Genomic DNA, 14,856 nt, shown 5'->3' on the forward strand with positions numbered 1-14,856 from the left:
GCGGCGCCCGTCACCGGCTCGCCCGCCGCCGGTCGGCCACCGGTGCGCAGGTCGCCAGCCGGGCGGCGAACCGGCCGTCCGGGGCCAGGGCGGCGACGGCGCGGGCGTCGGCGGCGGTGTCGACGTCGCGCAGCGCCGGCAGGTCCCGTACCCGCAGTCCCGCCGCCAGCAGCCGCTCGCGCTGCACGGCCCCCGTCACCGGCGTCGACATGGGCACGCCCCGCAGCAGCGCGGGTTCGGGCCTGGCCAGGCCCAGCGCCCAGAAGCCGCCGTCCTCGGCCGGGCCGAAGTACGCGTCGCAGTCGCAAAAGTCCACGTCGAGCAGGCCGGGCGTCACCTGCGGGGTGTCCATCCCGATCAGCAGGGCCGGTCCCGTGCAGCCGGCGAACGCGGCCGCGAGGCGGGCGTCGAGGCCGCCCGCGCACTGCGGTACGACCTCGAATCCCGGCGGCAGCCAGGGGCCGGGGGCGCCGTCGAGCACCAGCATCCGGCGCCGCGCGGGCGTCGCGGCGACGACGGACAGGGTGTCGGCGAGGGCCTCCTCGGCCAGCGCGGCCGCCTCGACGGGCGTGAAGGGCGGGGTGAGCCGGGTCTTGACCCGGCCGGGACGCGGCTCCTTGGCGATGACGAGGAGGGTGTTCACCATGCTCATCGTGGGTTCCCTTCGTGGGCCGCGTTACTCGGCACCGGCCGGCCGGGCGGCTCGGCCAGCACGCGGCGCATGTCCCGCACCGCGTGCCAGGTGCCGCGCCAGGTCCCGGTCACCTTCGAGGCGCCGGTGCGGGGCAGGTACGGGACGTCGTGCTCGGCGATCCGCCAGCCCGCGTCGGCGGCGCGGACGACCATCTGCAGCGGGTAGCCGCTGCGCCGGTCGGTGAGGCCGAGGCCGAGGAGCCGTTCGCGGCGGGCGGCGCGCAGCGGGCCGAGGTCGTGCAGCCGCAGGCCGGTGCGGCGGCGCAGCATCCGGGCCAGGGCGAGGTTGCCGGCGCGGGCGTGCACCGGCCACGCGCCCCTGGCCTGCGGTCGTCGGCGGCCGAGGACCAGGTCGGAGGTCCCGGCGCGGATCTCGTCCACGAAGGGGATCAGCAGGCTGGGGTCGAGGGAGGCGTCGCAGTCGCAGAAGCAGACGACGTCGGCGGTCGCGGCGGTCAGTCCGGCGTGGCAGGCGGCGCCGAAACCGCGCCGCGGCTCGGTCACGACGGTGGCGCCGAGCGAGCGGGCGAGGTCCGCCGAGCCGTCGGTGGAGCCGTTGTCGACGACGAGCGCACGCCAGCCGGCCGGGATGCGGGCCAGGACCCAGGGCAGGGCCCCGGCCTCGTTCAGGCAGGGGAGTACGACGTCGGCGTCGGGAGCGGGCGAGGTGGTCACGGCGTTCACCCTACGAACCGGAATCGGACGAATCGGGCTTCCACTCCTTACGAAACACGGACGTCGGACACCCGGCCCCGCTCGGGAGGGACACCGGCGCGGCGACGGTGCGAGGCTGGCCGCATGCACCAGCAGCCCCACAAGCCAGCCCCGACGGACCCGTCCCCGGCCGGGCCTGCGGTGGGTCCCCCAGGGGGTCTTTCGGGCGGGCCTGCAGCCGGTCCCCCGGGCGGGCCTGCAGCCGGTCCCCCGGGCGGGCCTGCGGCGGGTCCTCCGGCCGGGCCTGTGGTGGGTCCTCCGGGCGGGCCTGTGGTGGGTCCTCCGGCCGAACCCGCGGCGGGTCCTCCGGGCGGTCCTTCGGCCGGTCCCCCGGCCGGGCCCGCGGTGGGTCCTTCGGGCGATCTTCCGGCCGGTTCTCCGGCCGACCCCGCCCGGATCCTCGTCGTGGACGACGATCCCACCGTCGCCGAGGTCGTGGCCGGGTACCTCGGCCGGGCCGGTTACCGCGTCGACCGGGCCGGTGACGGTCCGGACGCGCTCGCGCTGGCCGCCGGGCACCGTCCCGACCTGGTGGTGCTCGACCTGATGCTGCCCGGCATGGACGGACTGGAGGTGTGCCGGCGGCTGCGCGGCCAGGGGCCGGTGCCGGTCATCATGCTGACCGCCCGGGGCGACGAGGACGACCGCGTCCTCGGCCTGGAGGTCGGCGCCGACGACTACGTGACCAAGCCGTTCAGCCCGCGGGAGCTGGTGCTGCGGGTGGAGTCCGTGCTGCGCCGCACCCGGCCCGCCCCGGCGCCGCGCCCGCCGTCCGCGGCCGGTCTGACCGCCGACCCGACCGCCCGCAGGGCCACCAAGGACGGCGCCGAACTGGCCCTGACCCTGCGCGAGTTCGATCTGCTCGTCTTCTTCCTGCGGCATCCGGGGCGGGCGTTCGCCCGGGAGGAGCTGATGCGTGAGGTGTGGGGCTGGGACTTCGGCGACCTGTCCACCGTCACCGTCCACGTCCGGCGGCTGCGCGGCAAGGTCGAGGACGATCCGGCCCGGCCCCGGCTGGTCCAGACGGTGTGGGGCGTGGGCTACCGCTTCGACCCCGCGGGCCGGGAGGCGGACTGACCGTGCACGCCACCCTCCTCATCGCCCTCTACGCCTTCGCGGGCGCCGCCGCCACCGGCCTGGTGGGCGCGGCCGTGCTGCGGCTGATCCGGCGGCGCTCGCTGACCGCGTCGCTCGCCGTGGTGGCCGCGGTCGCCGTCCTCGCCATGCTGGCGGGCACGCTGGCCGTCGCCTGGGCGATGTTCCTGTCCCCGCACGACCTGTCCGTCGTCACGACCGTCGTGGCGATGGCGGCCGTCGTCTCCCTGGCCACCGCGCTGCTGCTGGGCCGCTGGGTGGTCGCCCGCAGCCGCGAACTGACGGCCGCCGCACGGTCCTTCGGCGACGACGGGGACTACGCCGCCCCCAGCACCCCGGCGACCGCCGAACTGGACGCGCTCAGCCGCGAACTGGCGGCCACCAGCGCCCGGCTCGCCGAGTCCCGCGAGCGGGAGCGCGCCCTGGAGGCCTCCCGGCGCGAGCTGGTCGCCTGGATCTCGCACGACCTGCGTACCCCGCTGGCCGGGCTGCGCGCCATGTCCGAGGCGCTGGAGGACGGGGTCGCCGCCGACCCCGACCGCTACCTGCGGCAGATCCGCGCCGAGGTGGAACGCCTCAACGACATGGTCGGCGACCTCTTCGAACTCTCCCGCATCCACGCCGGCACGCTCGTCCTCGCCCCGGCCCGGATCTCGCTCTACGACCTGGTCGGCGACGCCCTCGCGGGCGCGGACCCGCTCGCGCGCCGGCACGGCGTACGGCTGGTCGGCGACGCGGTGGCGGCCGTACCGGTCGAGGTGGACGGCAAGGAGATGAGCCGGGTCCTGGGCAACCTGCTGGTCAACGCGATCCGCCGGACCCCGGCCGACGGCACGGTCGCGGTCGCCGCCGAGCGGTCCGCCGACAGGGTGGTGGTCTCCGTGACCGACGGCTGCGGCGGCATCCCCGAGGAGGACCTGCCGCGGGTCTTCGATACCGGCTGGCGCGGCACCCACGCCCGTACGCCCCCGGCCGGGGCGGGTCTGGGCCTCGCCATCGTCCGCGGCATCGTCGAGGCCCACCGGGGCCGGGCCACGGTCCGCAACATCCCCGGCGGCTGCCGCTTCGAGGTGACCCTGCCGCCGGCGGAGGCCTGAGCCCCGGGCGGTCCCGGGGGTCAGTCCCCGCGCAGCCCGTCCCGGGCGAACTCCCGCATGCCCTCCGCGAATCCGACCCGGGGCCGCCAGCCCAGGCCGGTCCGCAGGCGCGCCGAGTCGGCGGTGATGTGCCGGACGTCGCCGAGGCGGTACTCGCCGGTGACGACGGGCTCGGGGCCGCCGTGGGCGGCGGACAGGGCGACGGCCATCTCGCCCACGGTGTGCGGCTCACCGCTGCCGGTGTTGTAGGCGCTGAGGGCGCCCCGAGGCGGCCGGGCGGACTCCAGCGCGGCGACGTTCGCGGCGGCCACGTCCCGCACGTGCACGAAGTCCCGGCGCTGGCGGCCGTCCTCGAAGACGCGCGGCGCCTCACCGCGGGCCAGCGCGGAGCGGAAGAAGGAGGCGACCCCGGCGTACGGGGTGTCGCGGGGCATCCGGGGGCCGTACACGTTGTGGTAGCGCAGTGACACCGCCGTCGCGCCGGTCGTCCGGGCCCAGGCGGCGGCCAGGTGCTCCTGGGCCAGCTTGGTCGTGGCGTACACGTTGCGCGGGTCGGCCGGGGCGTCCTCGCCGACCAGCCCCGGGGCCAGGTCCGCGCCGCACCGCGGGCAGGTCGGCTCGAACCGGCCCGCGTCCAGGTCGGCGACGGCGCGCGGCCCGGGCCGCACCACGCCGTGCCGCGCGCAGGTGTACCGGCCCTCCCCGTACACGACCATCGACCCGGCGAGCACCAGCCGCCGCACGCCCGCCCCGGCCGCCGCGGCGAGCAGGACGGCGGTGCCGAGGTCGTTGCGGGAGACGTACTCCGCCGCGTCGGCGAAGCCGTTGCCGAGGCCGACCATCGCCGCCTGGTGGCACACGGCGTCAACCCCGGCCAGTGCCCGCGCCAGGGCCGCCGGATCGCGCACGTCGGCGCCGGGGTCCTCGCGGACGTCGTAGCCGACGGGCTCGTGCCCGTGCTCCCGCAGGGCCTCGACGACGTGGGACCCGATGAAACCGGCGCTGCCGGTGACCAGTACGCGCATGCCCGCCACGCTAGGCCCGGGCAGGCGCCGGGCCGGGTGCGCCGACCCGCACGTCACGGGTCCGTAAGAAGCGGGGCGGTCGCGGACCCGAGGCGACTTTGCCATTCCTTTACAACCCGGCCGGTCCCCGCCTCGTCTCTCCGTCCGACCCGCATCACCACCCCCCACGTGGTGCGCCGACGACGAAAGAGAGCGACCCGATGCGCCGAACCATCCTCAGTGCCGTGGCCCTGGCCTGCACCGTCGTACTGGCGGGCACCGCGCCCGCGTTCGCCGACGACCCCACCCCGGCCCCCGCCGCCCCCGCCGAGAGCGCCCCGGGCCCCGGCACCGAACCGGCCGACGCGACCCCCGTGCCGTCCGTCAGCGCCCCCGCCGCCGAGCCGAGCGAGGCACCGGCCCCCGCGCCGGCCGACGGCCAGGTCTCCGTCGTACCGGAGGGCGCGGCCGACACCGGCGTGGCGGGGCCCTCGGACCCGGCGGGGACCGACGAGGGGCTGATCGGCGCGAGTGCCGGCGGGGTGCTCCTCGCGGGCGGCGCGGTCCTCTTCGTCGTACGCCGTCGGCGGGCGGCGGCGACCGGCGCATGATCCCGCGCCCCGGCCGGGTCCTCGCGACCGCCGCGCTGGCCGCGCTGCTCGTGGGCTGCGGCGGCGGCCGGGGGGACGGCGGCACGGCGCCCGACCGGCCGACGCCCGCGACGGCCGCGGCACCGCCCGCGCGGGCCCCCGCGAAGCCGGTGCGGCCCCTGGCGCGTTCGGTGCCGGTGGGACTGCGCATCCCCGCCATCGGGGTCGACACCCCGGTGATGGGCCTCGGTCTCGCCGCGGACGGCACGGTGGAGGTCCCGCCCGTCACGGACGACGACCGCGCCGGCTGGTACCGGCACTCGCCGACGCCGGGTCAGGTGGGTCCTTCGGTCCTCCTGGGCCACGTCACGGTGGGCAGGTACGGCGACGGGGTCTTCCGGCACCTCGCGCACCTGCGCCGCGGTGAGCGGATCGAGGCCCGCCTGGAGAACGGCACCGCCGCCGAGTTCACGGTCACCGCCGTACGGACGGTGGCGAAGGACGACTTCCCGACGGACGACGTCTACGGGGACGTGGCGGGGCCGGAGTTGCGGCTCATCACCTGCGGCGGTCCGCGCGACGGCGAGGAGTACCGGGACAACGTGATCGTCTTCGCCGAACTGAGCGCCACCAAGGGCGGCTAGCCCAGGCCCCGGTGCGCACCGCACCGCATACCCTCACGACCATGGAGAGCGTTGAAACGGTCCCGTGACAGGGCGGCGTCCGAGCTGTTCGCCGCCCTGTATCCGCGCCTCGCCGGCTGGTGCCGCCGGCTCGTCGACGACGACGAGACGGCCCACGAGATCGCCTCCGAGGCGTTCACCCGGCTCTGGGCCCGCTGGACGTCCGTGGAGGAGCCCCGCGGCTTCCTCTACGTCACCGCCGCCAACCTGGTCCGCGACCACTGGCGCAAGCTGGAGCGCGAGCGCCGGGCGGTGCGCCGGGTCACCGCGGAGGTCGCCGTGCGCCCGCACCCGGAACAGGCCGACCCCTCGGTGCGGCTGCTCGTACAGTCGCTGCCGGAGCGGCTGCGGGTGCCGATCCTGCTCCACTACTACGCCGACATGCCGATCCGGGAGGTGTCCGTGCTGACCGGACGCAAGGAGGGAACCGTCAAGGCCGACCTGCACGCGGCCCGCGAACTGCTCCGCGTCCATCTGAGGAGAAGCCTTGACCACACGCCTTGAGGACGAGATGGACGAGCCCGGTTCCGACCGCGACGGCGACGATCCGCTGCTGGTCGTGCTGCGTCCGGGCGCCGACTTCCTGGGCCCGCCGCCGGGCCGCTACGAGGCGGTCCGCCGGGCCGCGTCCCGGCGGCGCCTGCTGCGCGCCGCCGCCGGTGCCGCCGCGACCGCTGCCGCCGCCGCCCTGATCGCGCTGCCGCTGAACCGGGCGTCCACCGCCCCCGCGCGCCCGACGCCGCCCATGGCCCCGGCCCCGGCCTCCCCCACGCCAAAGGCCACACCGAGCCCGGTGCCGCCGAGCGACTCCTCCCGGGCGCCCGGTCCGGGCCCGGCACTGCCGACCGGGGAATCCGCGCCGACCGGCGCCACGCCGTCGCCCTCGGAGCCGACGCCGTCGACGCCGTCGTCCGAGCCGTCGGCCGAGCCGTCGGCCGAGCCGAGCGACCCGCCCGTCCGGCAGGCACCGACGAGCGCGCCCGGCACCGTGGTGCCCACGCCCTCGGCGCACGGCCCCGCGGAGCAGGGCGCACGGCGGTGACGGACGAAACGGCGGTGACGGACGGCACGGCTGCTAGAACGGGGTGATGATCTACCACGTGGTGCCGCTCGCCGAGTGGAACGCCGACCCGGGCCGGCCGTACGCGCCCGCCTCCCTCACGCGGGACGGGTTCGTCCACTGCTCGCCCGACGAGGAGACCACGCTCGCCGTCGTCGACGCCTTCTACCGCGGCGCGCCCCGGCCGCTGGTGGCCCTGCTCCTGGACGAGGACCGGCTCACCGCGAGGTGCGGGTGGGAGACCGCCGCACCCGCACCGCCGCCGGGTGTCGCCGAGGGCACCCTCTTCCCGCACGTGTTCGGCCCCCTCGACCGTGCGGCCGTCCAGCGCGTGCTGGAGGTCCGCTGGGACGACGAGGGCCGGGCGACGGGCCTGTTCTGATCCGGCCTCAGAGTTCCTGGGGGGTGCTGACGGTGCCGCCGAGCAGCGCGGACGCCGTCTCGACCGGCGTGGTGGCGGGCGCCGCCGGGGCGGGTTCGGCGCCGGGGGCGGGGTGGCAGGTGAAGCCGAGGCGGGTCATGGCCCGGGTCACCTCGCCGCCGCTGAAGTCGCGCCGGTCCTGCCGGGTGACGACCTCGCCCACCTGCTTGACGGGGTAGCGGCGGCGGCCGATGGTCACCGACTCACCGGTGACGGGTTCGGGCGTGACGCCCTTCATCGAGTCCAGCACCCCGCTCTTGGTGAGGTCGAACGGGTACCGGGCGATGACACAGCGCATGATGCCTCCAACGAGCGGAATGGGGCGGGTGGGGTCAGGACCCGGGTCCGGACCGGGTCCGGACCCGGGGCGGGTGTCCTAGGCCGCCGAGCCGGTCGAACCGGTCGAGCCGCCGGTGGACTGGCGGCGCGGCCTGCGGCGCGGGGACTCGCCGGTGGGCCGCCCCTGGGCGGCGCGGCCCTGGCCTGCGGTGCGGGGCTGGCCTGCGGTGCGGGGCTGTGCGGCGCCGGTGCGGGACTGGGTGCCGGTCCCCTGCCCGCCGCTGCGGCCCTGCGCGGAACGGCCGCGGCGGCCGCGGGAGGAGGACCCCGCGCCGGCGGCGGCGCGCCGGGGGCGCTCCACGACCGGTGCGGCGATGACGACGGGGACGCCCGAGGGGGCCTGCGCACCGGTGATGCGCGCCAGCTCCGCCTCGCCCGAGCGGACCGGGGTGACCTGCGGGGTGATACCGGCCAGGGACATCAGCCGGGTCATCTCGCGCCGCTGGTCCGGCGTCACCAGGGTGACGACGCTGCCGGACTCGCCGGCCCGGGCGGTGCGGCCGCCCCGGTGCAGGTAGTCCTTGTGGTCGCCGGGCGGGTCCACGTTGACGACCAGGTCGAGGTTGTCGACGTGGATGCCGCGGGCCGCGACGTTGGTCGCCACCAGCGCCGTCACCTGCCCGTCCTTGAACTGGGCGAGGGTGCGGGTGCGCTGCGGCTGGGACTTGCCGCCGTGCAGGCCGGCGGCGCGCACCCCGCTCTTCAACAGGTGCTTCACCAGCCGGTCCACCCGGTGCTTGGTGTCCAGGAACATGATGACCCGGCCGTCGCGCGCCGCGATCTCGATGGTCGCGCGCTGCTTGTCCTCGTCCTGCACGTGCAGCACGTGGTGCTCCATCGTGGTGACGGCGCCGGCCGACGGGTCGACGGAGTGGACCACCGGGTCGGTCAGGTAGCGGCGGACCAGCTTGTCGACGTTGCGGTCCAGGGTGGCCGAGAACAGCATCCGCTGCCCGTCCGGCCGCACCTGGTCGAGCAGGGCGGTGACCTGCGGCATGAAGCCCATGTCGGTCATCTGGTCGGCCTCGTCCAGGACCGTGATGGTGACGTCGCCGAGGACGCAGTCGCCGCGGTCGATGAGGTCCTTGAGCCGCCCGGGCGTCGCGACGACGACCTCCGCGCCGGAGCGCAGCGCGCCGGCCTGCCGGCCGATGGACATGCCGCCGACCACGGTGGCCGACCTGAGGCCCACGGCGCGGGCGTACGGGGTGAGCGCGTCGGTGACCTGCTGGGCCAGCTCACGGGTGGGGACGAGGACCAGGGCGAGCGGACGCCGCGGCTCGGCGCGCTTGCCCGCCGTGCGGGCCAGCAGGGCCAGGCCGAAGGCGAGCGTCTTGCCCGAACCGGTGCGGCCGCGGCCGAGTACGTCGCGTCCGGCCAGGGAGTTCGGCAGGGTCGCCGCCTGGATGGGGAACGGCACCGTCACGCCCTGGTCGCCGAGCGCGGTCAGCATGCGGGCCGGCAGGTCCAGTTCGGCGAAGGTCTCGACGGCGGGCAGCGCCGGGGTGACGGTCTTGGGCAGGGCGAACTCGCCGCCCTGGGGCGCGGCGGCCGGGCGGCGGCCGGAGCTCTGGGGGCGGCCGGACGAACGGGAGCGACGGGGGCCGTCGCCGGCGCGCCGGCGGTCGTTGGTGCGTGCGCGGTTCATGGGGAACCTTCCTTGATACGGCACGTATCAAGGGAGACCCGCAGCGGACGAGCGGCGCAGGGAATCGCAAGAACGAGCCGGACCGGTCGATTGCGGCGTGTGGGGCCGGGCGGACCGGGAGAATTGGTGAATGCGGGGGAACGCGGAGATGCGGGGAACGCGGGTGAGCCGAATGCGCGGGGGAAAATCCGTGGCCCCCGCGGGGCGGCGTGCGCCCGGAAACGCGGCGAGCTGGGGCCCGCACCCCAAGGTGCGGGCCCCAGCTGCGCGGTGTGCGTGAGCGTCAGGCCGGGGTGATGTTCTCGGCCGTCGGGCCCTTCTGGCCCTGCGCGATGTCGAAGGTCACCTTCTGACCCTCGAGCAGCTCGCGGAAGCCCTGCGCGTTGATGTTCGAGTAGTGGGCGAAGACGTCGGGGCCGCCGCCGTCCTGCTCGATGAAGCCGAAGCCCTTTTCGGCGTTGAACCACTTCACGGTGCCGGAAGCCATGTTTTCTCCTTCGGTACGGTGCTCGGAGTTCACCCTGTGTGCACTCCGGTCGCCGCGATGATCACCCCGTCGGAAAAAACCTTCAGGCAACCACAACTGCAACTTCGTCCGACAGTAGCACGCCGTGATCGACCGGGTGCCGGCGATAATCTTGGCCCGATCGGCCGCCGGGGGAATATTCCCGGGACGGCCCCCGGGTTCTCCCCGCCGACCTGGCGCACAGCGCCGGTCCGTCGCGCGGAAACCCCCGTACCGAGACAAAGGACACGTCCGTGCGGGCGGGGCCGGCGGAGGTCGGCGAGGTCCTCGGCGGTCAGGACGATCGACCGGGCGGCGGTGTTCTCCTCCAGGTGGGCCACGGAGCCCGTGCCGGGGATGGCCAGGGTGACGGGCGAGGAGGCGAGCAGCCGGGCCAGGGCGATCTGCGGGACCGTGGCGCCGTGCCGGTCCGCGACCTCGGCGACGCGGCCCCCGCCGATGCCGGCCAGGCCGCCGCCCAGCGGGACGGTGCGCGGGGAACGGATCGGCGGTCGGCTGCGTCGTCCCCTTCCAGGGCACGGCGGCCGTGTCCCGGGGAGGGGCGGTGCAGTGGGTACGGACGGGTTCGCCAAGTGGACACGGCGGTTCGAGGACGAGCGGGAGCGCAGGGCGGCGCAGGGCGATCCGGACTGGGCGCGGGGCGCCGTACTGCACCGGGCGGTGTGGGCGGGCATCCAGCGTTTCCAGGTCGGCGAGGACGGTGACGGCGCGAACCTCGTCGCCAAGGCCGAGGAGGCGGGCGACGCCGACTACGCGCGGGCGGTGCGGCTCTTCGTCGCCGAGGAGCAGAACCACGCCAGGCTGCTCGCCCGGCTGCTGGCCGCCGGGGGCCGGCCGACGCTGAGCGGCCACTGGAGCGACACCGTCTTCGTACGGCTGCGGCGGCTGCTGGGCCTGCGCACCGAACTGCTGGTGCTGATGATCGCCGAGGTCGTGGCGCTGCGCTACTACCGGGCCCTGCGGGACGGCACCGACGACGCGCTGACCTCGGAGGTGGCGGGCCGGATCCTGGCCGACGAGCGGCGCCACGTCCCCTTCCACTGCGAGCGGCTGCACCACTCCCTGGCCGAACTCCCCGCGGTGACGCGCCGCCCCGTGATGGCCCTGTGGCGGCTGCTCCTGCTCGCCGCCACCGTGGTCGTCGCCGCCGACCACGGCGCGGGGCTGCGCCGGCTCGGCGTCGGCCGGCGCCGGTTTGGGGCCGACGTCATGGCCTCGGCCTCCGAGGTGGCCGAGGCGGTCCTGACCCCCCGGCCGGACGCCTGGTCCGGCGGCGCGTGAGGACCGGCGCCGTCGGCCGGCGCCGGTTTGCGGCCGACGTCATGGCCTCGGCCTCCGAGGTGGCCGAGGCGGTCCTGACCCCCCGGCCGGACGCCTGGTCGTGCGGCGCGTGAGGGCCGGCGCGTGAGGGCCGGCGCCGGTGGCCGGGCGCCCGCGCCCGCTGTCGGGCCGTAGCGCCGTACTACTTGCTGACGGCGAAGCGCATCAGGGCGTGCTCGTCGCCCTGCTTGACCTTGCCCGTCTCGTTGACGACCTCCAGCTTCCAGGTGCCGCCGACCCGCACCGCCTTGGCCACGGCGCAGCCGTTGTCCTGGCTGAGCAGGCTGGGCCAGATGTCGGCGACCTGCTCCGAGCTGCCCCCGGTCGCGTCGTAGACCTTGAAGCTGATGTTGCGCGCCTTCTGGAAGGAGCTGCCCTTCTTGTACGCGGCGGCGACGAACACGATCGAGGTGATGGCGCTCGGAAGCCGCGCGAACTCGACGGTCACCGTCTCGTCGTCGCCGTCCCCGTGGCCGGTCTGGTTGTCGCCGCTGTGCAGCAGCGAGCCGTTGCCCATCGGGTCGAGCGAGTCGAGCCCGGCGAGGCGCACCGGGTCGCCGCCCTGCAGCGCGACGGCGATCAGGTCGAGGTCGGTGCCGGTCTTGCGCCGCAGCTTGCCGAGCACTCCGCCGCTGCTGCCGGCGGTGGGGTCCCAGGAGACGCCGATGGACAGGTGGGTCACTCCGTCCAGGTCCGCGGGGCCGCCTTCCTTGGTGAGCGTGATCATGTGTACGTCATCCTCCGTGGTCGTGCCTGTGCCGCAGAGTCTGCCTGGCGCCGAAACGTTCCGGCAGGGCGGGGGAGCCGGTCAGTTTTCGAGAAGCACCGCGGACCCGCCCGCCCATAACGTCTAGGACATGAACTCCATCGACTCCGTCACCCTCGAGGTGGCCGACACCGAGGCCGCCGCCCGCTTCTACGCCGACGCCTTCGGGCTCGACGGATCACGGGTGCGGTTGCGCGCCTCGGACGACCCGACGAGCGGGTTCCGCGGCTTCACCCTGTCGCTCGTCGTCGCCCAGCCCGGCAACGTCGACGCCCTGTTCACCGCCGCCGTCGAGGCCGGCGCCACCGTCCTCAAGCCCGCCGCGAAGTCGCTGTGGGGCTACGGCGGAGTCGTGCAGGCACCGGACGGCACGGTCTGGCAGCTCGCGACCTCGGCGAAGAAGGACACCGCCCCGGTCACCCGCGACGTCGACGAGATCGTGCTCCTCCTGGGCGTCGAGGACGTCAAGGCCACCAAGCGGTTCTACGTCGAGCAGGGCCTCACCGTGGGCAAGAGCTTCGGCGGGAAGTACGTCGAGTTCGCCACCGGTCCGGACACCGTCAAGCTCTCCCTCTACAAGCGCCGGGCCCTCGCCAAGGTCGCGGGCGTCTCCGCCGAGGGCACCGGTTCGCACCGTCTCGTCGTCTCCGGCGGCACCCGCCCGTTCGCCGACCCCGACGGCTTCGCCTGGCAGCCGGAGCTCAGCCACTGATGGGCTAGTTTCCTGTGCATGTCTTCACGGGAAACACCGCGAATACCCAGGGCCGGGACGCGGGCGAGACTCTGGGCCGTGGCGGGTGCGGCGACCCTCGCGTTCCTCGTCGTGCTGGAGGTCGCCGCGCGCCGCTACGGCCTGCCGGGGCCGATGACCAACCAGGCCAAGGAGTTGGTGTTCGCCCCCGCCTCGGGGCCCCTGCTCTACGCCGGGCTGGCGCTGACGATGGTGGTTCTCACCTGGCGGCAGCGGCTGGTCGCGGCGGCCGTCGCGGTCGGTATCGACCTCGCCGTCGTACTGGTGCGGTGGGCGGCGGACGCCACCGCGTCCGGCAGCCACTCCTTCGGCAACGGCGCGCTGTGGGTGGTCCTGGGCTGCGGGGTCCTCGCCCTGACCCGGCGCACCGGCCCCGAACGGATCCTGCTGCTGAAGGGCGTCGGGCTCGGCCTCCTGCTGGTGGCCGGGCGCAAGACGGGCGACGCCTGGCTGCTGATCACCTCCAAGACCCGCCCCGACGTCCTCGACCCGTACGTGGCGACCGCCGACCACGCGCTGGGCAACCCGTCGTGGCTGGTGGGACGGGCCGTCGAGGCCACGGGCGCGGTCGGTGAGCACGTACTGGACTGGGTCTACGTCCAGCTCGCGGTGGCCGCGGTCGTCGTCGCGCTGTACCAGCTGCGCAAGGTGGCGGCCGAGCGCCGGTTCCCGCGCCACCACCTGGTCCGCACCTTCCTGCTGATAGGCCTGCTCGGGCCGGGCATCTACATGATCTTCCCGGTCGTCGGACCGGTCTTCGCCTACGGCACGGGCGCCTTCGGCACCGGCGGCGCACAGTGGGCGATCGCCGACCTGTGGCCCCACACGCTGCCGCCGATCGGCCCGCCCCACCCGTTCACGTACGACGGGGTCACCCCCCGCAACTGCATGCCCAGCCTGCACACGGCATGGGCCACCGTGATCTTCATCCACTCCCGGAAGGGCCCGCGCGTCCTGCGCTGGGCGGGAACGTTCTGGCTCGTCGCCACGCTCACCGCGACGCTGGGGTTCGGTTACCACTACGCCATCGACCTCATCGCCGGCGTCGTGTTCGCGGTCACGGTCGAGGCGGGGCTGCGCTCCCTGGACCGCGGCTGGGACCGGTCGGGAACCCTGCTGGTCGCCCACGGGGCGCTGGTGTTCGCCGCGATCCTGGCCTCGACGCGCTACCTGTCGCTGGAGATGGCCCGGCACCCGTGGGTCTTCGGACCGCTCCTGCTGCTGGCCATGGCCTCGGTGATCCACGGCTACGTACGGACCACGAAGGGCTGGGAACCGGTGACCGCGGCGCCGTCACCGCGACCGGAACCGCAACTGGAGGCAGCCTGACGGACCGGGATCGACGAGTTCGCGGACGAAACGCCTGTGCCTCCGTGGTGCCACTCATGGCGCCACGGAGGCGCAGGTTTTTTCTACGGTATTTCCGCAGGTCGGGGGCTTGCGGTGTACCGCCTTGGGGGCGTGGTGCCGTTGGGGCTTGCGTATGGCGCCATCGTGGTGCCATCATGGCGTCATGGATCTCACCCCGTATGTCGACACACTTCGCCGTGAACTCGCGGTGGCCGCCGAAGCCGGGGGCGACGAAGCCCGCGAGCTGGCCGAGCGGCTCCTCGCTCCGCTGGAGTCGGCGACCCGGCTGACCATGCTCAACGTGCTCTCCGCCGCGATGGACGAGATCACCCGCGAGCTGGCTCCCGGTTCGGTCGACGTACGGCTGCGCGGGCTCGAGCCCGATTTCGTGGTGACGCCGCCGCCCACCGACGGCGGTGGTGCCACCGGGCAGGCCGCGCCCGTCGAGACGCTCAGGGCGCCGGCGCCCGCCGACGGCGACGAGGGCGGTACCGCCCGGGTCAACCTGCGCCTGCCGGCCCACCTCAAGGCGCGGGCCGAGGAGGCCGCGAGCCGCGAGGGGCTGTCGGTCAACGCCTGGCTGGTGCGGGCCGTGTCGGCCGCCGTCGACGGCGGCGGCACCCCGGCCGCGCCGGAGCGGGCGCGCAACGTCGGACAGAGCTTCACCGGCTGGGTGCGCTAGCCACCCGACCCGCGCCCGCACCCGGGTGACGGAGAACCGAGCACCGCACCGCACCGCACAGCGCTCACCCCACGTCCCACCAGCGGGGACGCCCCACGGACCCAAGAGGACGGTACA

General features: G+C 75.2%; 18 protein-coding genes and 1 pseudogene. 11 read left to right on the forward strand and 8 right to left on the reverse strand.

What is annotated here, in order from left to right:
• Nucleotides 1–10 precede the first annotated feature (10 nt).
• Nucleotides 11–643: a DUF2064 domain-containing protein gene (locus ACFV9J_RS10345; protein WP_385352906.1), complete on the reverse strand. Its 633-nt coding sequence runs from the start codon at nucleotides 641–643 to the stop codon at nucleotides 11–13.
• Nucleotides 644–648: 5 nt separating this feature from the next.
• Complete coding sequence (locus ACFV9J_RS10350; protein ID WP_385352473.1) at nucleotides 649–1,377, reverse strand: glycosyltransferase family 2 protein; 729 nt, start codon at nucleotides 1,375–1,377, stop codon at nucleotides 649–651.
• A 375-nt stretch (nucleotides 1,378–1,752) separates the two neighbouring features.
• Between ACFV9J_RS10350 and ACFV9J_RS10355 the strand changes: the two genes are divergently transcribed.
• Both ACFV9J_RS10355 and ACFV9J_RS10360 read left to right on the forward strand, forming a co-directional pair.
• Nucleotides 1,753–2,484, forward strand: a complete 732-nt coding sequence (locus ACFV9J_RS10355; protein WP_385352475.1) for a response regulator transcription factor — start codon at nucleotides 1,753–1,755, stop codon at nucleotides 2,482–2,484.
• Nucleotides 2,485–2,486: 2 nt separating this feature from the next.
• Entirely contained in the window at nucleotides 2,487–3,599 is a 1,113-nt protein-coding gene (locus ACFV9J_RS10360; protein ID WP_385352477.1) for a sensor histidine kinase, read from the forward strand.
• A 20-nt stretch (nucleotides 3,600–3,619) separates the two neighbouring features.
• Here ACFV9J_RS10360 and ACFV9J_RS10365 read toward each other — a convergent pair whose 3' ends face one another.
• Nucleotides 3,620–4,624: an NAD-dependent epimerase/dehydratase family protein gene (locus ACFV9J_RS10365; protein WP_385352479.1), complete on the reverse strand. Its 1,005-nt coding sequence runs from the start codon at nucleotides 4,622–4,624 to the stop codon at nucleotides 3,620–3,622.
• Between the two features lie 200 nt (nucleotides 4,625–4,824).
• On the opposite strand from ACFV9J_RS10365, the gene ACFV9J_RS10370 reads away from it, so the two are divergent.
• Genes ACFV9J_RS10370 through ACFV9J_RS10390 form a run of 5 tightly spaced genes read left to right on the forward strand, consistent with a single transcriptional unit; the run spans nucleotide 4,825 to nucleotide 7,318 of the window.
• Nucleotides 4,825–5,214 carry an LPXTG cell wall anchor domain-containing protein gene (locus tag ACFV9J_RS10370; protein WP_385352481.1) on the forward strand — a complete coding sequence of 130 codons (390 nt, stop codon included), beginning with the start codon at nucleotides 4,825–4,827 and terminating at the stop codon, nucleotides 5,212–5,214.
• Nucleotides 5,211–5,837 (forward strand): class F sortase, encoded by a 627-nt coding sequence (locus tag ACFV9J_RS10375; protein WP_385352483.1) that lies wholly within the window; start codon nucleotides 5,211–5,213, stop codon nucleotides 5,835–5,837. The genes ACFV9J_RS10370 and ACFV9J_RS10375 overlap by 4 nt, the downstream gene beginning before the upstream one ends.
• 51 nt (nucleotides 5,838–5,888) lie before the next feature.
• Nucleotides 5,889–6,380, forward strand: coding sequence for an RNA polymerase sigma factor (locus ACFV9J_RS10380; RefSeq protein ID WP_003975205.1), 492 nt, complete (start codon nucleotides 5,889–5,891; stop codon nucleotides 6,378–6,380).
• On the forward strand, nucleotides 6,364–6,918 hold the full coding sequence (locus ACFV9J_RS10385) for a hypothetical protein (RefSeq protein ID WP_385352486.1): 555 nt from the start codon (nucleotides 6,364–6,366) through the stop codon (nucleotides 6,916–6,918). Before ACFV9J_RS10380 ends, ACFV9J_RS10385 begins: the two co-directional genes overlap by 17 nt.
• A gap of 46 nt (nucleotides 6,919–6,964) precedes the next feature.
• Complete coding sequence (locus ACFV9J_RS10390; protein ID WP_385352488.1) at nucleotides 6,965–7,318, forward strand: DUF952 domain-containing protein; 354 nt, start codon at nucleotides 6,965–6,967, stop codon at nucleotides 7,316–7,318.
• A 7-nt stretch (nucleotides 7,319–7,325) separates the two neighbouring features.
• On the opposite strand, the gene ACFV9J_RS10395 is transcribed toward ACFV9J_RS10390, so the two are convergent.
• The 4 genes and pseudogenes from ACFV9J_RS10395 to ACFV9J_RS10410 form a co-directional block, all read right to left on the reverse strand.
• On the reverse strand, nucleotides 7,326–7,655 hold the full coding sequence (locus ACFV9J_RS10395; protein WP_385352490.1) for an SCO5918 family protein: 330 nt from the start codon (nucleotides 7,653–7,655) through the stop codon (nucleotides 7,326–7,328).
• 78 nt (nucleotides 7,656–7,733) lie between these two features.
• On the reverse strand, nucleotides 7,734–9,344 hold the full coding sequence (locus ACFV9J_RS10400) for a DEAD/DEAH box helicase (RefSeq protein WP_385352492.1): 1,611 nt from the start codon (nucleotides 9,342–9,344) through the stop codon (nucleotides 7,734–7,736).
• Nucleotides 9,345–9,627: 283 nt separating this feature from the next.
• Entirely contained in the window at nucleotides 9,628–9,831 is a 204-nt protein-coding gene (locus ACFV9J_RS10405; protein WP_003975209.1) for a cold-shock protein, read from the reverse strand.
• A 287-nt stretch (nucleotides 9,832–10,118) separates the two neighbouring features.
• A pseudogene (locus tag ACFV9J_RS10410) lies at nucleotides 10,119–10,334 on the reverse strand (aldo/keto reductase); the annotation flags it as partial.
• 85 nt (nucleotides 10,335–10,419) lie between these two features.
• On the opposite strand from ACFV9J_RS10410, the gene ACFV9J_RS10415 reads away from it, so the two are divergent.
• Nucleotides 10,420–11,151, forward strand: a complete 732-nt coding sequence (locus tag ACFV9J_RS10415; protein ID WP_385352495.1) for a ferritin-like domain-containing protein — start codon at nucleotides 10,420–10,422, stop codon at nucleotides 11,149–11,151.
• Between the two features lie 181 nt (nucleotides 11,152–11,332).
• On the opposite strand, the gene ACFV9J_RS10420 is transcribed toward ACFV9J_RS10415, so the two are convergent.
• Nucleotides 11,333–11,917: a TerD family protein gene (locus ACFV9J_RS10420; protein ID WP_385352497.1), complete on the reverse strand. Its 585-nt coding sequence runs from the start codon at nucleotides 11,915–11,917 to the stop codon at nucleotides 11,333–11,335.
• A gap of 130 nt (nucleotides 11,918–12,047) precedes the next feature.
• Between ACFV9J_RS10420 and ACFV9J_RS10425 the strand changes: the two genes are divergently transcribed.
• The 3 genes from ACFV9J_RS10425 (at nucleotide 12,048) to ACFV9J_RS10435 (ending at nucleotide 14,739) form a co-directional block, all read left to right on the forward strand.
• Nucleotides 12,048–12,668 (forward strand): glyoxalase, encoded by a 621-nt coding sequence (locus ACFV9J_RS10425; RefSeq protein ID WP_385352499.1) that lies wholly within the window; start codon nucleotides 12,048–12,050, stop codon nucleotides 12,666–12,668.
• Between the two features lie 78 nt (nucleotides 12,669–12,746).
• Nucleotides 12,747–14,036, forward strand: coding sequence for a phosphatase PAP2 family protein (locus ACFV9J_RS10430; RefSeq protein WP_385352501.1), 1,290 nt, complete (start codon nucleotides 12,747–12,749; stop codon nucleotides 14,034–14,036).
• 184 nt (nucleotides 14,037–14,220) lie between these two features.
• Complete coding sequence (locus ACFV9J_RS10435) at nucleotides 14,221–14,739, forward strand: hypothetical protein (RefSeq protein ID WP_385352503.1); 519 nt, start codon at nucleotides 14,221–14,223, stop codon at nucleotides 14,737–14,739.
• The last annotated feature ends 117 nt before the right edge of the window (nucleotides 14,740–14,856 follow it).

Source organism: Streptomyces sp. NPDC059906, from assembly GCF_042730645.1.
GTDB lineage: Bacteria > Actinomycetota > Actinomycetes > Streptomycetales > Streptomycetaceae > Streptomyces > Streptomyces rubrogriseus.

Bases quoted from the DNA above. Each gene is read 5' to 3' on its own strand.
- ACFV9J_RS10365 (WP_385352479.1), bottom strand. From the start codon at position 4,624: ATGCGCGTACTGGTCACCGGCAGCGCCGGTTTCATCGGGTCCCACGTC.
- ACFV9J_RS10370 (WP_385352481.1), top strand. From the start codon at position 4,825: ATGCGCCGAACCATCCTCAGTGCCGTGGCCCTGGCCTGCACCGTCGTA.
- ACFV9J_RS10375 (WP_385352483.1), top strand. From the start codon at position 5,211: ATGATCCCGCGCCCCGGCCGGGTCCTCGCGACCGCCGCGCTGGCCGCG.
- ACFV9J_RS10390 (WP_385352488.1), top strand. From the start codon at position 6,965: ATGATCTACCACGTGGTGCCGCTCGCCGAGTGGAACGCCGACCCGGGC.
- ACFV9J_RS10395 (WP_385352490.1), bottom strand. From the start codon at position 7,655: ATGCGCTGTGTCATCGCCCGGTACCCGTTCGACCTCACCAAGAGCGGG.
- ACFV9J_RS10400 (WP_385352492.1), bottom strand. From the start codon at position 9,344: ATGAACCGCGCACGCACCAACGACCGCCGGCGCGCCGGCGACGGCCCC.
- ACFV9J_RS10405 (WP_003975209.1), bottom strand. From the start codon at position 9,831: ATGGCTTCCGGCACCGTGAAGTGGTTCAACGCCGAAAAGGGCTTCGGC.
- ACFV9J_RS10420 (WP_385352497.1), bottom strand. From the start codon at position 11,917: ATGATCACGCTCACCAAGGAAGGCGGCCCCGCGGACCTGGACGGAGTG.
- ACFV9J_RS10425 (WP_385352499.1), top strand. From the start codon at position 12,048: ATGAACTCCATCGACTCCGTCACCCTCGAGGTGGCCGACACCGAGGCC.
- ACFV9J_RS10435 (WP_385352503.1), top strand. From the start codon at position 14,221: ATGGATCTCACCCCGTATGTCGACACACTTCGCCGTGAACTCGCGGTG.